This is a genomic window from Chryseobacterium lathyri (genome assembly GCF_030812195.1).
GTDB classification, from domain to species: domain Bacteria; phylum Bacteroidota; class Bacteroidia; order Flavobacteriales; family Weeksellaceae; genus Chryseobacterium; species Chryseobacterium lathyri_A.
Map to the genome: position 1 here is coordinate 1,029,558 of NZ_JAUSSF010000002.1, position 14,640 is coordinate 1,044,197.

The following is a 14,640-nucleotide window of genomic DNA, read 5'->3' on the forward strand; positions in this document are numbered from 1 at the left end:
AGTGATTTTTGTCGGTTTATAAGATATGTTTTATTTAGCTTATATCTATTAAAAAGTTCAATTTCAGAAATATAAATGCAGGAGGAGGTAAAAAGTGAATAGTGAATGGTGAATAGGTCAATTTTTTCTGTTGTTTTTATCAATAGGAGCGGGCTTTAGCCCGCTTAAAATATGATTCAATCCTCTGGCTTTAGCCAAAACTTAATTAAAATCTTGATCCATCATTATTTAAAATTTTGTAATTTTAAATAAACCTCAAATCCAATCGCTGCATGAAAGCTATTTGTAAACTAGTATTCGCTATTTCTTTCCTAACCAGTATCATCATAGGTGCTCAAAATAATTATCCACAAAATTATTTTCGAAGCCCTCTGAATATCCCCATGCAGTTGGCCGCCAACTTTGGAGCAGTCCGGGCCAATCATTTTCACATGGGTTTGGATTTGCGGACCAATAGCCAGGAAAACCTGTCCGTTGTCGCTGCGGCAGATGGTTATGTAAGCCGAATAAAAGTAGAGAGGTATGGCTTCGGAAATGCCGTTTATATTACCCACCCGAATGGTTATACCACAGTGTATGCCCATTTAAATAAATACTTTGATCAGCTGGATGAATATGTAAAAGAAATGCAGTATAAAGATGAAAAATGGGAACAGGACATCACGTTTTCTCCCGGACAGTTTCCGGTAACCAAAGGACAGCTCATTGCTTTAAGCGGAAATACAGGAGGATCGGCAGGACCACATTTACATTTTGAAATCAGAGATACAAAAACGGAAGAATGTATCAATCCTTTGCTTTTCGGTTTTAAGATTCCGGATGGTATTTCACCTATTATGAGCGGACTTTATTGGTATGACAGGCGGTTCAGTGCTTATGAGCCAGGCGCGAACGGAATTACGGTGAAAAAGGATGGGAGTAATTATACAACCGATGTCATTCAGGTAAATTCACCGGAAATCAGTTTTGCTATTAAAGCAGTGGACAAAGCCAATCAGGGATTTAATCTCGGGATTTATTATGCAGAATTACTGATGGATGGGCAGCGGGTCTATAATTTTTCCATTGATCAGGTGAGCTATGATGATACCCGATATCTAAATGGTTGTATAGATTATCCCAAGTTTACAAAAGATAAAATGAGCATTCAGCATTTATCTGAATTACGGGGAATGAAACTTAAAAATTACAATTCATCCGGTAAAACAGGAATTATTCACCTTGAGGATGACAGTGTTCATAATATTGAAATTGTTTTAAAGGATGTTAGCGGAAATACCAGTAAGCTGATCACAAAAGTTCGTTATGCGAGAAATTCACAACAGGTTACTCCTTCAGGTAAATTGGTGAAACCGGATGAAGCAAAAACAATAAGTACGGAAAATGCGGAAATTAGTTTTAGCAAAAATGCAGTTTATGATGCTGTGAATTTTCAAATGTCTGAAAAAGCAGGTACTCACGCAGATGCGGTTTCAAATACTTTTGTGATGCACAGTTCATATATACCGGTTCATGATGATTATACTCTGAAAATAAAGCCCAACAGAAAATTGACGAATGAAGAAAAAGAAAAAACAGTTGTTCTGTTCGATTATGGAAGCGATACGGATGCTGTCAAAGGAAAGTGGAAAGGTGATAAAGTTGAAGCCAGGTTTAATAGGCTGGGCACGGCAATACTCTTGTTAGATCACAGTTTACCATCTGTTTCTTCAGGTTGGAAAGAAGGAGCGCTTATAAAAACCAGTACTTTGCGATTGAATGGAAGAACTAAAACTGGCGATATCGTATCATTCCGTGCAGAACTGGATGGGAAATGGCTTCGATTTGCCCGTGTAAAAGATGATTTTATCTATATTTTTGATGAAAAGTGTCCCAAAGGTTCAGGTTTACATACTTTAAAAGTAACTACAGCCAATACGGCGGGGAATGCCAATACACAGACTTTTACCTTTCAAAGGTAAATTATTACGGCTCCCATTTTATTATTCAATCTTTTAATTTTAATTAAATAAATTTGTTCCTTAAAATTAAATCATTGGAATTCTATCCGGACATCGAAAGATCAGACCTTAAGGACATTAAAAAATTTCAGGAGCATAAGCTTCAGGAACTTTTAGCCTATCTTCAAACCTATTCGCCTTTTTATCAGAAATTGTTTAAAGAGAACAGTATCAATATCTCGGATATTCAGACATTAGAAGATCTGCAAAAAATTCCTACTACCACAAAGAATGACTTGCAGGAGCATAATCATGATTTTTTCTGTATTTCACCGGACAGGATTGTGGATTACAGCACCACTTCGGGAACCTTAGGTGATCCGGTAACTTTCGGGCTGTCTGACAGTGATCTTGAAAGATTGGCCTACAATGAAGCTATTTCTTTTGCCTGTGCCGGAATTCAGAAAGGAGATGTAGTACAGATGATAACCACGATCGACAAGAGATTTATGGCAGGCCTGGCCTATTTCTTAGGGTTAAGAAAAATGGGCGCCAGCGTTGTTCGAATGGGACCTGGTATTCCGGAGCTGCAGTGGGATTCTATTTTCAGATATAAGCCTAAATACCTGATCACAGTTCCGTCTTTTCTTTTAAAGATGATTGATTATGCAGAAAAACATGGATTGGACTATAAAAATTCAAGTGTTTACGGAGCGGTTTGTATCGGTGAAAGTATCAAAAATCAGGATTTCACAGACAATATTCTCTCGCAGAAGATTAAAGAAAAATGGAATATTAAATTATTCTCAACCTACGCTTCCACAGAAATGAGCACAGCCTTCACGGAATGCGAGTTCCAGATTGGAGGGCATCATCATCCTGAACTGATTATCACAGAAATTCTTGACGATAACGAAAATCCTGTTCAGGAAGGAGAGAACGGTGAACTGACGATCACCACTTTAGGTGTTGAGGCTGTTCCTTTGCTGCGTTTTAAAACCGGAGATATTGTAAAAGCGCATTACGAGCCGTGCAGCTGTGGAAGAAATACCATAAGGCTCGGTCCTGTTGTCGGAAGAAAACAGCAGATGATCAAGTACAAAGGAACAACATTGTATCCTCCTGCCATGAATGATATTCTGAACGATTTCAATACTATTTTATGCTATCAGATTGTTATTCAGTCCAATGAAATTGGGTTGGATGAAATTATCATCAAGCTAAGTACAGAGCAGGATCATGACAACTTCGTTAATGAAGTCCGTGATCATTTCCGGGCCAAACTAAGGGTGAGTCCTAAAATTGAAATCGTAGATTTTGATATTCTGTCCAAAACCGTTTTTAATCCGAGCAGCAGAAAACCAATCACATTTATAGATTTAAGATAAAAAGACCAGAGGATGAAAAAAATATTATTTCTTTTGTTAATTGCTCTTTCTGCCAGTGTTATGGCTCAAAGGGTAAGAGTAGTTTCCGGAGATTACAAGTTTCTGAAAGATCAAAAATTCATCAAAATAGTTTTCAAATTTGAAGGCGTTACTTTTGCGAAAAAGAAGATCAGTGAGGAACAGTATATCAAAGATAGGATGGAAGATATTGAGCAGACCAGTGGTAAAGAAGAGTCTGAAAAATGGAGAAAAGACTGGGAATATTCAAAAGAAAAAAGTTTTCCTGATAAATTTTTGGCTTCTTGGAATAAAAATATCGACATCAAGGCTGCTACCAATATTGATCAGACAAAATATACCCTTATTGTAGAACCAATATGGATTTCCCAGGGATGGTTTGGCGGGGTTATCAATGAGCCTGCAAAATTGGATTCCAGAATGACTTTTGTAGAAACGAATAATCCTGATCATGTTTTACTGGTTGTTGAAGGAGTGGGAGCAACAGGTGATAATGGTATTGGAATTCCAAACCATAATGACAGGATTGCCGAATGCTATGCAAAAACTTCAAAAATGTTGGCTTTAAAGGCTAATCATTACAAAGAAAAAAAGTAATAATTGATTGCTTTTTTATAATATATTTGAAACTTAAAAAATTATAAACTATGAAAAAATCATTATTGCTGTTGCTTATCACAATTTCCACGCTTGCAATGGCTCAGAAATTTAAAATTCTAAGCGGAGATGCAAAATTTCTGAAAGGAACTGAAACTATAAATGTTGTTTTTGACTATTCCGAGATGAAATTACTGAAAGAAAATTATACCGAAGAAGAATACATTCCAAGAAGAATTGAAGAACTGAACAAAAAGACAGAAGGAAGCGGAGATATCTGGGAAAAGCAGTGGGAACGTAGTAAAGAAGAATTATGGAACCCGAAATTCATCACCATATTCAATAAAGTTTTGGCAAAAGAAAATATTAGTACAAAACTTAAAGAAAATACTCAAAGTCTATATACATTAATTGTTAAAGTAAAATGGATTTATCCGGGTTGGGATGCAGGAATTATGAAGCAGCCTGCAAAAGTGACCACGCAACTTACTTTTGTAGAAACAGATTCTAAAAAGGTGTTGTGCGATATTGAAAGTACAGATGCTCCTGGAGATCAGTGGGGAAGTAATTTTAATAACGAAACCAGAGTAGGAGAGGGTTTTGCTAAAACAGGCAAAACCCTTGCTCAGAGAATCGAAAGAGATTTGAAATAAAAACAAAAGCGGTCTGAAAATTTTCTGACCGCTTTTTTTATGGTTGTTCCTGCTGTTTCTCTGTTTTGATGAGGTTCGCAAGATTTTTAATAACCGTATCGTGCTTTTTTACAAAAGGATTGTCTTTATTCCAGACATAACCTGCTAAAACCGCACATATTTTCCTTTTTACATCTTCATTTTCAGGTCTGTGGAAAAATAGCTCCTGAAGATTCCCGGTATACCACTCCTTTACATAAGTTGTGAAAACATCTACACCATAAAGAATATAATCCGTGTATTCTTTCTGCCAGTCGATTTTTTCACCGTTAAGCTGTCTTAAAGCTAATTTTGCAGCAAGCATTCCCGATTCTGTGGCAAATGCCATTCCCGAAGAGAAAACAGGATCAAGAAACTCAGAAGCGTTTCCGGTCAGAGCATATCCGTCTCCGAACAATTGTTTTACCGAGCAGGAATAATCTTTCAGATGTCTTGGTTCAAAAATAAAATCTACATTGCCGAAACGTTTTACATAATAATCAGAAAGGGAAATAGCTTTCCTTAATGCTTCTGTTGTATTTTCATTTTCAGACAGTTTTTCAATATATTCTGTAGGGCCTACAATGCCCACGCTTGTGTTTCCATTGGAAAAAGGAATTACCCAAAGCCATACTTCAGTTTCAATGATATCAAAAGAAATCAAAGTACCTTCCTCACCCTCCTCTCTGTTGGTATCTTCTACATGCGAGAAAATAGCAGAATGCGGAGAAAGTTTTGAAGGTTTTTCAAGATCAAGGAGCCTTGGCAGTACTCTCCCATATCCGCTTGAATCGATCACGAATTTAGCATGGATCTCTTTTGTCTCTCCGCCCTTGGTTTTTACAGTCGTGATAGAATCTGTGCCGTTGAATTGAATATCAGTGACTTCCGTCTCAAATTCCAGATCAATGCCTTTATTAATCACTTCCTGCGCAAGTGTATTATCAAAATCAGCTCTCGGAACCTGCCAGGTCCAGTCCCAGCCCTCTCCAAACTTGTTGCTGAAATCAAAAATGCAGACTTCATCGCCCCGTAAAAAGCGCGCTCCCAGCTTTTTTTCAAAGCCCATTTTATCCAAAGCCGGAAAAAGTCCTGCCTCATCAAAATGATCCATTACCCTGGGAATTAAGCTTTCTCCAACGACCAGTCTGGGGAATTTTGCCTTCTCCACAACCTTAACGTTGATATTGTTTTTCTTTAAGTATGAAGAAGATACGCATCCCGAAGGTCCAGCACCGATTACAAGAACATCAACAAATTCTTTGCTCATCTTGATTTTTTATTTTAATAATAACTTCTATCTTTGCCGCAAAATTAGTGACAATTAATTAATATTTTACAAAATTAGCAACTATTACTTTTAATTGATGAAAATAAATAACTTTTTAGAACTGAAGGATTTTCAAAAAATTATCATTGAGAACGGAAAAATTGAACTGAACGAATCACTTTTGGATAGAGTAGAAGCAAGTTTTCAGTTTTTAAAGGAATTTTCGAGAAATAAAGTAATATATGGCGTCAATACCGGTTTTGGGCCGATGGCTCAGTTCAAAATCAGTGATGAAGATACCCATCAGCTTCAATATAACCTGATCAGAAGCCACTCCTCAGGAATCGGAAACCCGCTGCCTGCCCAGGAAGTAAAAGCCTGTATGCTGGCAAGGCTCAATACACTTTCATTGGGGAATTCAGGGGTGCATCAATCTGTTATTCATTTGCTTAAAGAATTGATTAATAGGGATATTACACCTTTGATCTTTGAACACGGAGGAGTAGGAGCAAGTGGAGATTTGGTACAGCTTGCCCACCTCGCTTTGGTTCTGATAGGAGAAGGGGAAGTTTTTTATAATGGCGAAAGAAAAGCGACAAAAGATGTTTTTGAAGCTGAAGGATTAGAGCCTATCAAGGTAGAGATCCGTGAAGGCCTTGCCCTGATGAATGGGACTTCTGTGATGTCCGGGATAGGAATCGTTAATGCCTATAAAGCGAATCAGTTAACAGATATTTCAATCAGACTTTCCTGTGCCATCAATGAGATTGTTCAGGCATATGATGATCATCTTTCAGAGGCTTTGAACGGTACAAAAAAACATTACGGTCAGCAGAAGGTAGCCGAGAGAATGCGTGTACATTTAGCAGACAGTAAACTGATCAGAAAAAGAGAAGACCATCTTTATACCCACTTTGAAGAGCAGGAAAAAGTATTTAAGGAAAAGGTTCAGGAATATTATTCTTTAAGATGTGTCCCTCAGATTCTGGGACCGGTTCTGGATACTCTGGAATATGCTGAAAAGGTTCTTGAAAATGAGATCAACTCGGCCAATGATAACCCAATCATCAATGTAGAAGATCAACATGTATATCATGGCGGAAACTTCCACGGTGACTATATTTCGCTGGAAATGGATAAGCTGAAAATTGTTGTTACGAAGCTGACAATGCTTGCAGAAAGACAGTTGAACTACCTTTTAAATGCAAAGATCAATGAAATATTGCCTCCTTTTGTAAATTTGGGTAAATTAGGGTTCAATTTCGGTATGCAGGGCGTTCAGTTTACGGCAACATCTACAACGGCGGAGAGCCAGATGCTTTCGAATTCCATGTATGTACACAGTATACCTAATAATAATGATAATCAGGACATTGTAAGCATGGGAACCAATGCAGCAGTGATCTGTAGAAAAGTGATCGAAAATGCATTTGAAGTACTGGCCATTGAAGCCATTACTATCATCCAGGCTGTTGAATACCTTGGTTTTCAGGATAAAGTTTCGTCTTCTACCAAAGAACTGTATGACGAAATAAGAAAGATAATTCCTGCATTCTCTGATGACATGGTGATGTATCCGTATCTAGAGGAAGTGAAAAAATATTTAAAGACCATGTAATTATCAGTGATACTGAATTGTCATACAGCTAAGGATAAAAAACCTAACTTTAAAAAAACTAAAACTAACTAAACACTAACACATGAAATGTGCAATTGTAACAGGCGGCTCCAGGGGAATTGGAAGAGCAGTCTGTATAAAACTGGCGGAAGAAAAAAATTATCATATACTCATCAACTACGCTTCAAATGAAGTGGCAGCAAAGGAAACTTTGGCTAAAATACAGGAGCTGGGCGCTACGGGAGAGATCCTGAAATTTGACGTAGCCAATGCCGAAGAAAGCCTGAATGTTTTGACTCAATGGCAGGACGCCAATCCGGATGCAATTGTTGAGGTGATCGTAAATAACGCCGGTATTACAAGAGACGGTTTGTTCATGTGGATGCAAAGCGAAGACTGGAACAGTGTGATCAACACAAGTCTGAACGGCTTTTTCAACGTAACCAATTTCTTTATCCAGAAACTTCTTCGTAATAAATACGGAAGAATCATCAATATGGTTTCTGTTTCCGGGGTAAAAGGAACGGCAGGACAAACTAATTATTCTGCAGCAAAAGGAGCTTTGGTAGGTGCTACAAAAGCCCTTGCACAGGAAGTGGCTAAAAGAAATATTACGGTAAATGCAGTAGCCCCCGGATTCATCAGAACAGATATGACCCAGGACTTCAATGAAGACGAGCTTAAAGCAATGATCCCGGCCAACAGGTTTGGAGAAGCGGAAGAAGTAGCGGATCTGGTTGCGTTTTTAGCTTCAAGAAAAGCGTCATATATTACCGGTGAAATAGTGAACATTAACGGAGGAATTTACTCTTAATAATAAAAAATAATGTAACAATATAACAATGTACCGGTGTAACAATATTGCTGTGACCTCAATTAGATTGTTACATTGTTAAACTGATACACTGTTAAATTAATAGAACTCATGGAAAATAGGGTTGTAATTACCGGAATGGGAATTTATTCTTGCATCGGGACCTCTTTGGAAGAAGTCAAGGAATCCCTATATCAAGGAAAGTCCGGTATTGCTTTGGTACAGGAAAGAAAAGAATTCGGATTCAGGTCGGGCCTTACGGGCGTAGTACCGAAGCCGGATCTTAAGAACCTACTTAACAGACGCCAGCGTGTAAGCATGGGCGAAGAGAGCGAATATGCTTATCTTGCTACCAGTGATGCGCTTAAACAGGCGGGTTTAGACCAGGATTTCCTGGACAATCATGAAGTAGGCATTTTATACGGAAACGACAGTGTTTCTCAGGCAGTAGTAGAATCTATCGACATTGCCAGGGAAAAAAAAGATACAACATTGATGGGATCCGGAGCGATCTTTAAATCAATGAACTCTACAGTAACAATGAACCTTTCAACCATCTTTAAGCTGAAAGGAATCAATCTTACCATCAGTGCAGCCTGTGCCAGCGGTTCACATTCATTAGGACTTGCCTATATGATGATCAGGAATGGTTTTCAGGATATGATCATCTGTGGAGGTGCCCAGGAAACCAATAAATACTCAATGGCAAGTTTTGACGGACTGGGTGTTTTCTCCGTAAGAGAAGATGAACCAACGAAAGCCTCAAGACCTTTTGATTCAGGAAGAGACGGACTTATCCCAAGTGGAGGAGCTGCCAGCCTTATTGTAGAAAGCTTAGAATCTGCCCAGAAAAGAGGTGCGACTATTTTTGCAGAGATCGTAGGTTATGGTTTCTCTTCAAACGGCGGACACATCTCAACGCCTAATGTTGACGGTCCGGCTTTAGCGATGGACAGAGCCCTAAAACAGTCAGGATTAAAAGCAGAAGATATAGACTATATCAATGCTCATGCAACTTCCACACCGATTGGCGATGCTAATGAAGCCAAGGCGATCCACGAGATCTTCGGAAGTGAGGTTCCTGTAAGTTCCACCAAGTCTATGACCGGTCATGAATGCTGGATGGCGGGAGCAAGTGAAGTTGTTTACTCAATTCTGATGATGCAGAATGATTTCGTTGCACCGAATATCAACCTGGAAAACCCTGACGATGAGGCGAAAAAGATAAATTTAGTCTCAAAAACGAAAAATCAAAAAATTGACGTATTTTTGTCAAATTCTTTCGGATTTGGGGGAACCAACTCCGCATTAATAGTTAAAAAATTTGATTAAAAACATGGAAAGGGAAAAAATTGTTGACATCGTTAATGATTTCTTAATAAACGAATTTGAAGTGGATGGTGATGAGATCAGCAATGATGCCAACCTGAAAAAAACGCTCGGGCTGGACAGTCTGGACTATATTGATATGGTCGTGGTTATTGAATCTAATTTTGGAGTGAAATTAGGAGAGGCAGATTTTAAAAAAATGGTCACGTTTGATGATTTCTATACAACTATTGAACATAAGATTGCTGAAAAAAACGCATAACTATCGATTGAACTTTATTCTTTTAATAATGTAACAATAAAACAATGTACCAGTGTAACAATGACTTCACCCGAAATATTGTTACACTGGTACACTGATAAATTGGTGAATTAAGGTATGAACAAGTGGAAAGGTAAATCTAAAGGAACCATAGCAGGATATAAAATATTTGTTTGGTGTATTAGAAATATCGGGCTCCGGAGTTCATATTTTGTGCTCTATTTTGTAGCTTCCTATTACTTTCTATTCCTGAAAAAGAGCAACCGCTATATCTTTTACTATTTTCAGAAAAGACTTCATTACGGATACTGGAAATCAAAATCTTCCGTATTTAAAAGCTATTTTACCTTCGGCAAAGTACTTATCGATAAAACTGCGATTTCTGCCGGCTTAAGAGAAAAATATACCTACGAATTTGATGGGGTTGAAAACCTTACCAATCTTTTGGCTGAAAAAAAAGGAGGAGTTCTTATCAGTGCCCACATCGGAAATTTTGAAATAGCAGAGCATTTCTTTGCTGACATTGATTTCGACTGCCAGATCAATCTGGTCACCACAGATCAGGAAGTGACGGTCATTAAAGAATATCTCGAAAGCGTTGCTGTAAAACAGAGTAATATCAAGTTTATTTATGTCAAAGACGATATGTCGCATATTTTTGAGATCAACCAGGCTTTGTCAAATAATGAGCTGATCTGCTTCACAGGGGACCGTTATTTCGAAGGTTCAAAATATCTCGAAGCTGATTTGCTGGGAAAAAGTGCAAAATTTCCGGCTGGTCCGTTCCTCATCGCTTCACGACTTGGCGTTCCTGTGGTTTATGTGTATGTGATGAAAGAAAAAAATCTTCATTATCATTTGTATGCAAGAGTCGCAAAAAACATTAAAAACCGTGATTCTCAGGGACTTCTCAATTCCTATGTTCAGAATCTTGAAACCATGATCAGAAAATATCCCCTTCAGTGGTTCAATTATTTCGATTTTTGGGATGATATTGATTAATTTTTCTAATTTTATCCCTGAAAACTAATTAATAAACTCAAATCGTTAAATAAATTCAGAAATTGGCTATTTGAACCTTTTATTCAGGTTCAGGTATTATTTCCTAATCGCTGGATTTCTTAATTTTTGAAATAAAAACACAGCTTTTCTCCTTTGAAAAAAGAATACGACATACTTGTGATCGGCAGCGGATTGGGAGGTCTTGTTTCGGCTCTAATTTTGGCGAAAGAAGGTCTGAAAGTCTGTGTCCTGGAGAAAAATAACCAGTATGGAGGAAATCTGCAGACTTTTTCAAGGGAAAAACTCATCTTCGATACCGGAGTTCATTATCTGGGTGGCCTTTCAAAGGGACAGAATCTTCATCAGTTCTTTTCCTATCTTGAGATTATGGATGATCTGGAGCTTCATCAACTGAATGAAGATGGCTACGACAGGATCTCTTTTGGTGATGAAAATATTGAATATCCTCATGCCCAGGGCTATGAAAATTTTATTGAACAGCTCACAGCCTGTTTTCCCAACGAAAAACAAAACCTTGAAAGCTATTGTGAAGAGATCCAGTATGTTTGTGCCCAGTTTCCAAGATATCAGGTAATCGGGAAAGATAACTACAATGAAGAAATCCTTCACCTCAATACCAAAAGATTCATAGAATCTGTTACCCAGGATAAAAAATTACAGGCCGTATTACTGGGTTCCAATTTTTTATATGGGGGAGATTCCGAAAATATACCGTTTTATGTTCATGCACTGACCGTAAATTCTTACATTCAGAGTGCCTACAAATGTGTGAAAGGCGGAAGCCAGATCACTAAGCTTTTGATCAAAAAACTGCGTCAGTATGGTGCAGAAGTGCATAAGCACTCCGAGGTTTCCGGATTTATCTTTAATGAATCCGGAGCTCTGTCTTCCGTAAAAACGAAGGCTGGGAAAGAATATGCAGCGAAGAAATTTATTTCAAACATAGAAATCCGTTCCTTCATTAAGCTGGTTGGAGAAGAAAGACTGAGAAAATCATTTCTGAACAGAGTTCTGAGCTGGGAACCTGTTTCGTCTTGCTTCAGTGTTTATCTCATTTTAAAACCACAGTCGCTTCCGAATTTTAATTACAATATTTACCATTATTCTTCAGAAGAAATGGTCTGGAATGCATTCCGTTACAAAAAAGAAAACTGGCCGGAAACCTATATGCTTTCCTCCACACCTTCAAAGCATCATCCTGATTACGCGGAAAGCCTTACAGCAATCTCTTATATGGATTTTGATGAGGTTAAATTCTGGGAGAAAACTGTAAATACGGTTGCTGAACAGCACGAAAGAGGATTGAAATATGAACAGTTCAAGCTGGAAAAAGCAGAAAAAATGATTTCTGCATTAGAAAAGAAAATTCCGAACCTCAGACATTCCATTAAAAGCATCTACACTTCGTCTCCGCTGTCTTACAGGGACTATATCGGGAGTTTTGAAGGAAATATGTACGGATACATGAAAAACTCAGATAATCCTCTAAAAACAATGGTTTCCCCCCGTACCAAGACCGATAATCTGTTCCTTACCGGCCAGTCCGTCAATATGCACGGAATTCTGGGGGTAACGATCGGTGCATTCAATACCTGTGCTGAAATTCTTGGAAAAGAGATTGTAGATGAATGCCTGAAACAAATGATGAATACCCATGAAAAAAAATAACAGATTTGCTGCGGCATTCCGGGGAATTCGGCTGATCCTTATCCTTTCCCTTACTTCATGCGGAATTTCGAAATCGGTCCATCATATTCCTGAGGTCAGTACGTATACGCTTGAAACACCAAAGGTCAATAAAATCAACGATTCTACATTTACCTTTAACCGGAATTATTTAACCAAAAATAAACAGCAGCTTTGGGAGCTCTATATTAAAGGAAACCCATTGCAGCTCGGATATAATAACGGAGCTTTAACTCAAAGCCTTATGCAGAAGCAGGAAGAGATTTTTTTTTCCAAAGTCGAAGGCTTTGTTCCCTCCAAATTTAAACAGAAACTTCTTCGCGGATTTTTAAAATGGTACAACAGGAAAATGTACCTGAACGTAAGAGAAGATTATCAGGCAGAATTGTACGGATTATCTCAGTATTCTTCTGACAAATACAATTTTATTGCACCAAAATACCTTCGCAACCTGTATCTTCACGGTGCTCACGATATAGGCCATGCCATGCAGGATCTGGCTATGGTAGGCTGTACCTCACTGGCTGTTTGGAATGAAAATACAGAAGACGGCCGGCTATTGATAGGCAGAAATTTCGATTTTTATGTGGGAGACGATTTTGCTAAAAATAAACTGATCGAGTTTGTAGAACCGGAAACAGGAATTCCCTACATGTCCGTAAGCTGGCCGGGAATGATAGGTGTAGTTTCCGGGATGAATAAAGAAGGAATAACCGTGACAATCAATGCCGGGAAATCTAAAATTCCTCTAACCGCCAAGACGCCTATCTCTCTTGTGACACGGGAAATCCTGCAGTATGCAAAAAATATTGATGAGGCCATCGCGATTGCAAAAAAAAGAAAGGTTTTCGTTTCAGAATCCATTCTGGTTGGAAGCGCTCATGATAAAAATGCAGTGATCATTGAGGTTTCCCCTGAAAATTTTGGAGTGTACAGAGTCGAAAATACCAGCAGAGTGTTTTGTACCAATCATTTTCAGTCGGAAGCCTATAAGAATGATAAAAGAAACCAGAAACATATTGTAGAAAGCCATTCGGAGTACCGCTACGAAAAACTTCAGGAGCTTCTCGAGGAAAAGAAAAAATTGAACCCTGAAAAAATGGCAGCCATTTTACGGGATAAATCCGGATTAAAAGACCAAAAGATAGGCTACGGGAATGAAAAAGCAATCAACCAGTTGCTGGCCCATCATGCCGTCATATTCTCACCTGAAAAAAGACTGGTGTGGGTGTCTTCAAATCCTTATCAGCTGGGAGAATTTGTCTGTTATGATCTGAATGAGATCTTTTCCGGAAAAAAATTGGAAGAAAGTTTAATGGCAAAAACAGAACTGAATATTGCCAGAGATCCTTTTGCAGATTCGGAGGAATTCAATAATTATGAAATATCTAAGATGTTAGGGACAGAAGTTAGTGCCGCTATAAACAACAAAGAAGGCATAGCGTTAAGTGATGATTTTATTCCTTATTATCAATCCATGAACCCGGATTATTGGTTGGTCTATTATCAGGCCGGGAGATATTACTTTGGTATCAACGAATTTTCAAAAGCGAAGGTCGAATTTGAAAAGGCCCTGACAAAAGAAATTACCACAGTTCCGGACAGGCAAAATGTGGAAAAATACCTGAAGAAAACTTTAAAAAAGCTAAAATGACCCCAAAAAACATAAAATTGCTGTTCTGTATTCCTTTTATCATCATTATTGGTTATACCGTTTATCTGCTTACCAAATACAGTTCTATTCCGGATATCATACCTATTCATGGATATGGAGGCAAGAATGACGGGTTCGGAAGCAAATTGTTTCTTTTTGCACCCATTGTGCTAAACCTTATTATTTTGGTATTTATCTGGTTGATCATCAGGAAGCCGGATAAGATAAGATTTACTTTTGAAGTGAAAGAAGAAGATAAAGCAAAAACCTATTATCAATACCAGTTGGTTCTGATCATTCTGTCCATATTTGTTACCCTGATTATGAGTCCGTTATCGTTTTCCGGTGTTGTCTTCAAATAATTACATGA

At 38.1% G+C, this 14,640-nt stretch carries 13 protein-coding genes; 12 read left to right on the forward strand and 1 reads right to left on the reverse strand.

The genetic code is table 11. The annotated features are described in order from the left end of the window. Nucleotides 1-272: 272 nt before the first annotated feature. The 4 genes from J2T03_RS14940 to J2T03_RS14955 all read left to right on the forward strand — a co-directional run bounded on the left by J2T03_RS14940 (nucleotide 273) and on the right by J2T03_RS14955 (nucleotide 4,596). The gene (locus J2T03_RS14940) at nucleotides 273-1,961 is read left to right on the forward strand and encodes a M23 family metallopeptidase (RefSeq protein ID WP_307212243.1); all 1,689 of its coding nucleotides are present in this window, start codon (nucleotides 273-275) and stop codon (nucleotides 1,959-1,961) included. 74 nt (nucleotides 1,962-2,035) lie between these two features. After that, on the forward strand, nucleotides 2,036-3,328 hold the full coding sequence (locus J2T03_RS14945) for a phenylacetate--CoA ligase family protein (RefSeq protein WP_307212246.1): 1,293 nt from the start codon (nucleotides 2,036-2,038) through the stop codon (nucleotides 3,326-3,328). 12 nt (nucleotides 3,329-3,340) lie between these two features. Beyond that, nucleotides 3,341-3,943: a hypothetical protein gene (locus J2T03_RS14950; RefSeq protein WP_307212248.1), complete on the forward strand. Its 603-nt coding sequence runs from the start codon at nucleotides 3,341-3,343 to the stop codon at nucleotides 3,941-3,943. A gap of 50 nt (nucleotides 3,944-3,993) precedes the next feature. After that, on the forward strand, nucleotides 3,994-4,596 hold the full coding sequence (locus J2T03_RS14955) for a hypothetical protein (RefSeq protein ID WP_307212252.1): 603 nt from the start codon (nucleotides 3,994-3,996) through the stop codon (nucleotides 4,594-4,596). Between the two features lie 37 nt (nucleotides 4,597-4,633). On the opposite strand, the gene J2T03_RS14960 is transcribed toward J2T03_RS14955, so the two are convergent. Then, complete coding sequence (locus tag J2T03_RS14960) at nucleotides 4,634-5,884, reverse strand: NAD(P)/FAD-dependent oxidoreductase (RefSeq protein ID WP_307212254.1); 1,251 nt, start codon at nucleotides 5,882-5,884, stop codon at nucleotides 4,634-4,636. A 97-nt stretch (nucleotides 5,885-5,981) separates the two neighbouring features. Here J2T03_RS14960 and J2T03_RS14965 point away from each other — a divergent pair, with 97 nt between their 5' ends. From J2T03_RS14965 to J2T03_RS15000, 8 genes are all read left to right on the forward strand, one after another. Continuing rightward, nucleotides 5,982-7,502, forward strand: coding sequence for an HAL/PAL/TAL family ammonia-lyase (locus J2T03_RS14965; RefSeq protein ID WP_306841638.1), 1,521 nt, complete (start codon nucleotides 5,982-5,984; stop codon nucleotides 7,500-7,502). An 82-nt stretch (nucleotides 7,503-7,584) separates the two neighbouring features. Continuing rightward, on the forward strand, nucleotides 7,585-8,316 hold the full coding sequence (gene fabG / locus J2T03_RS14970; protein ID WP_306841639.1) for a 3-oxoacyl-ACP reductase FabG: 732 nt from the start codon (nucleotides 7,585-7,587) through the stop codon (nucleotides 8,314-8,316). Nucleotides 8,317-8,427: 111 nt separating this feature from the next. Then, nucleotides 8,428-9,648 (forward strand): beta-ketoacyl-[acyl-carrier-protein] synthase family protein, encoded by a 1,221-nt coding sequence (locus J2T03_RS14975; protein ID WP_307212256.1) that lies wholly within the window; start codon nucleotides 8,428-8,430, stop codon nucleotides 9,646-9,648. A 4-nt stretch (nucleotides 9,649-9,652) separates the two neighbouring features. Beyond that, on the forward strand, nucleotides 9,653-9,907 hold the full coding sequence (locus tag J2T03_RS14980) for an acyl carrier protein (protein WP_307212259.1): 255 nt from the start codon (nucleotides 9,653-9,655) through the stop codon (nucleotides 9,905-9,907). Between the two features lie 117 nt (nucleotides 9,908-10,024). Beyond that, the gene (locus J2T03_RS14985; RefSeq protein ID WP_307212263.1) at nucleotides 10,025-10,909 is read left to right on the forward strand and encodes an LpxL/LpxP family acyltransferase; all 885 of its coding nucleotides are present in this window, start codon (nucleotides 10,025-10,027) and stop codon (nucleotides 10,907-10,909) included. 153 nt (nucleotides 10,910-11,062) lie between these two features. Next, nucleotides 11,063-12,598 (forward strand): phytoene desaturase family protein, encoded by a 1,536-nt coding sequence (locus J2T03_RS14990; protein ID WP_307212265.1) that lies wholly within the window; start codon nucleotides 11,063-11,065, stop codon nucleotides 12,596-12,598. After that, nucleotides 12,585-14,270 carry a C45 family autoproteolytic acyltransferase/hydolase gene (locus tag J2T03_RS14995; protein WP_307212267.1) on the forward strand — a complete coding sequence of 562 codons (1,686 nt, stop codon included), beginning with the start codon at nucleotides 12,585-12,587 and terminating at the stop codon, nucleotides 14,268-14,270. The genes J2T03_RS14990 and J2T03_RS14995 overlap by 14 nt, the downstream gene beginning before the upstream one ends. Further along, entirely contained in the window at nucleotides 14,267-14,632 is a 366-nt protein-coding gene (locus J2T03_RS15000; RefSeq protein ID WP_307212269.1) for a DUF1648 domain-containing protein, read from the forward strand. Before J2T03_RS14995 ends, J2T03_RS15000 begins: the two co-directional genes overlap by 4 nt. Nucleotides 14,633-14,640: the final 8 nt, after the last annotated feature.

Bases quoted from the DNA above. Each gene is read 5' to 3' on its own strand.
- J2T03_RS15000 (WP_307212269.1), top strand. From the start codon at position 14,267: ATGACCCCAAAAAACATAAAATTGCTGTTCTGTATTCCTTTTATCATC.
- J2T03_RS14950 (WP_307212248.1), top strand. From the start codon at position 3,341: ATGAAAAAAATATTATTTCTTTTGTTAATTGCTCTTTCTGCCAGTGTT.
- J2T03_RS14975 (WP_307212256.1), top strand. From the start codon at position 8,428: ATGGAAAATAGGGTTGTAATTACCGGAATGGGAATTTATTCTTGCATC.
- J2T03_RS14985 (WP_307212263.1), top strand. From the start codon at position 10,025: ATGAACAAGTGGAAAGGTAAATCTAAAGGAACCATAGCAGGATATAAA.
- J2T03_RS14955 (WP_307212252.1), top strand. From the start codon at position 3,994: ATGAAAAAATCATTATTGCTGTTGCTTATCACAATTTCCACGCTTGCA.
- fabG (WP_306841639.1), top strand. From the start codon at position 7,585: ATGAAATGTGCAATTGTAACAGGCGGCTCCAGGGGAATTGGAAGAGCA.
- J2T03_RS14965 (WP_306841638.1), top strand. From the start codon at position 5,982: ATGAAAATAAATAACTTTTTAGAACTGAAGGATTTTCAAAAAATTATC.
- J2T03_RS14960 (WP_307212254.1), bottom strand. From the start codon at position 5,884: ATGAGCAAAGAATTTGTTGATGTTCTTGTAATCGGTGCTGGACCTTCG.
- J2T03_RS14995 (WP_307212267.1), top strand. From the start codon at position 12,585: ATGAAAAAAAATAACAGATTTGCTGCGGCATTCCGGGGAATTCGGCTG.
- J2T03_RS14940 (WP_307212243.1), top strand. From the start codon at position 273: ATGAAAGCTATTTGTAAACTAGTATTCGCTATTTCTTTCCTAACCAGT.
- J2T03_RS14980 (WP_307212259.1), top strand. From the start codon at position 9,653: ATGGAAAGGGAAAAAATTGTTGACATCGTTAATGATTTCTTAATAAAC.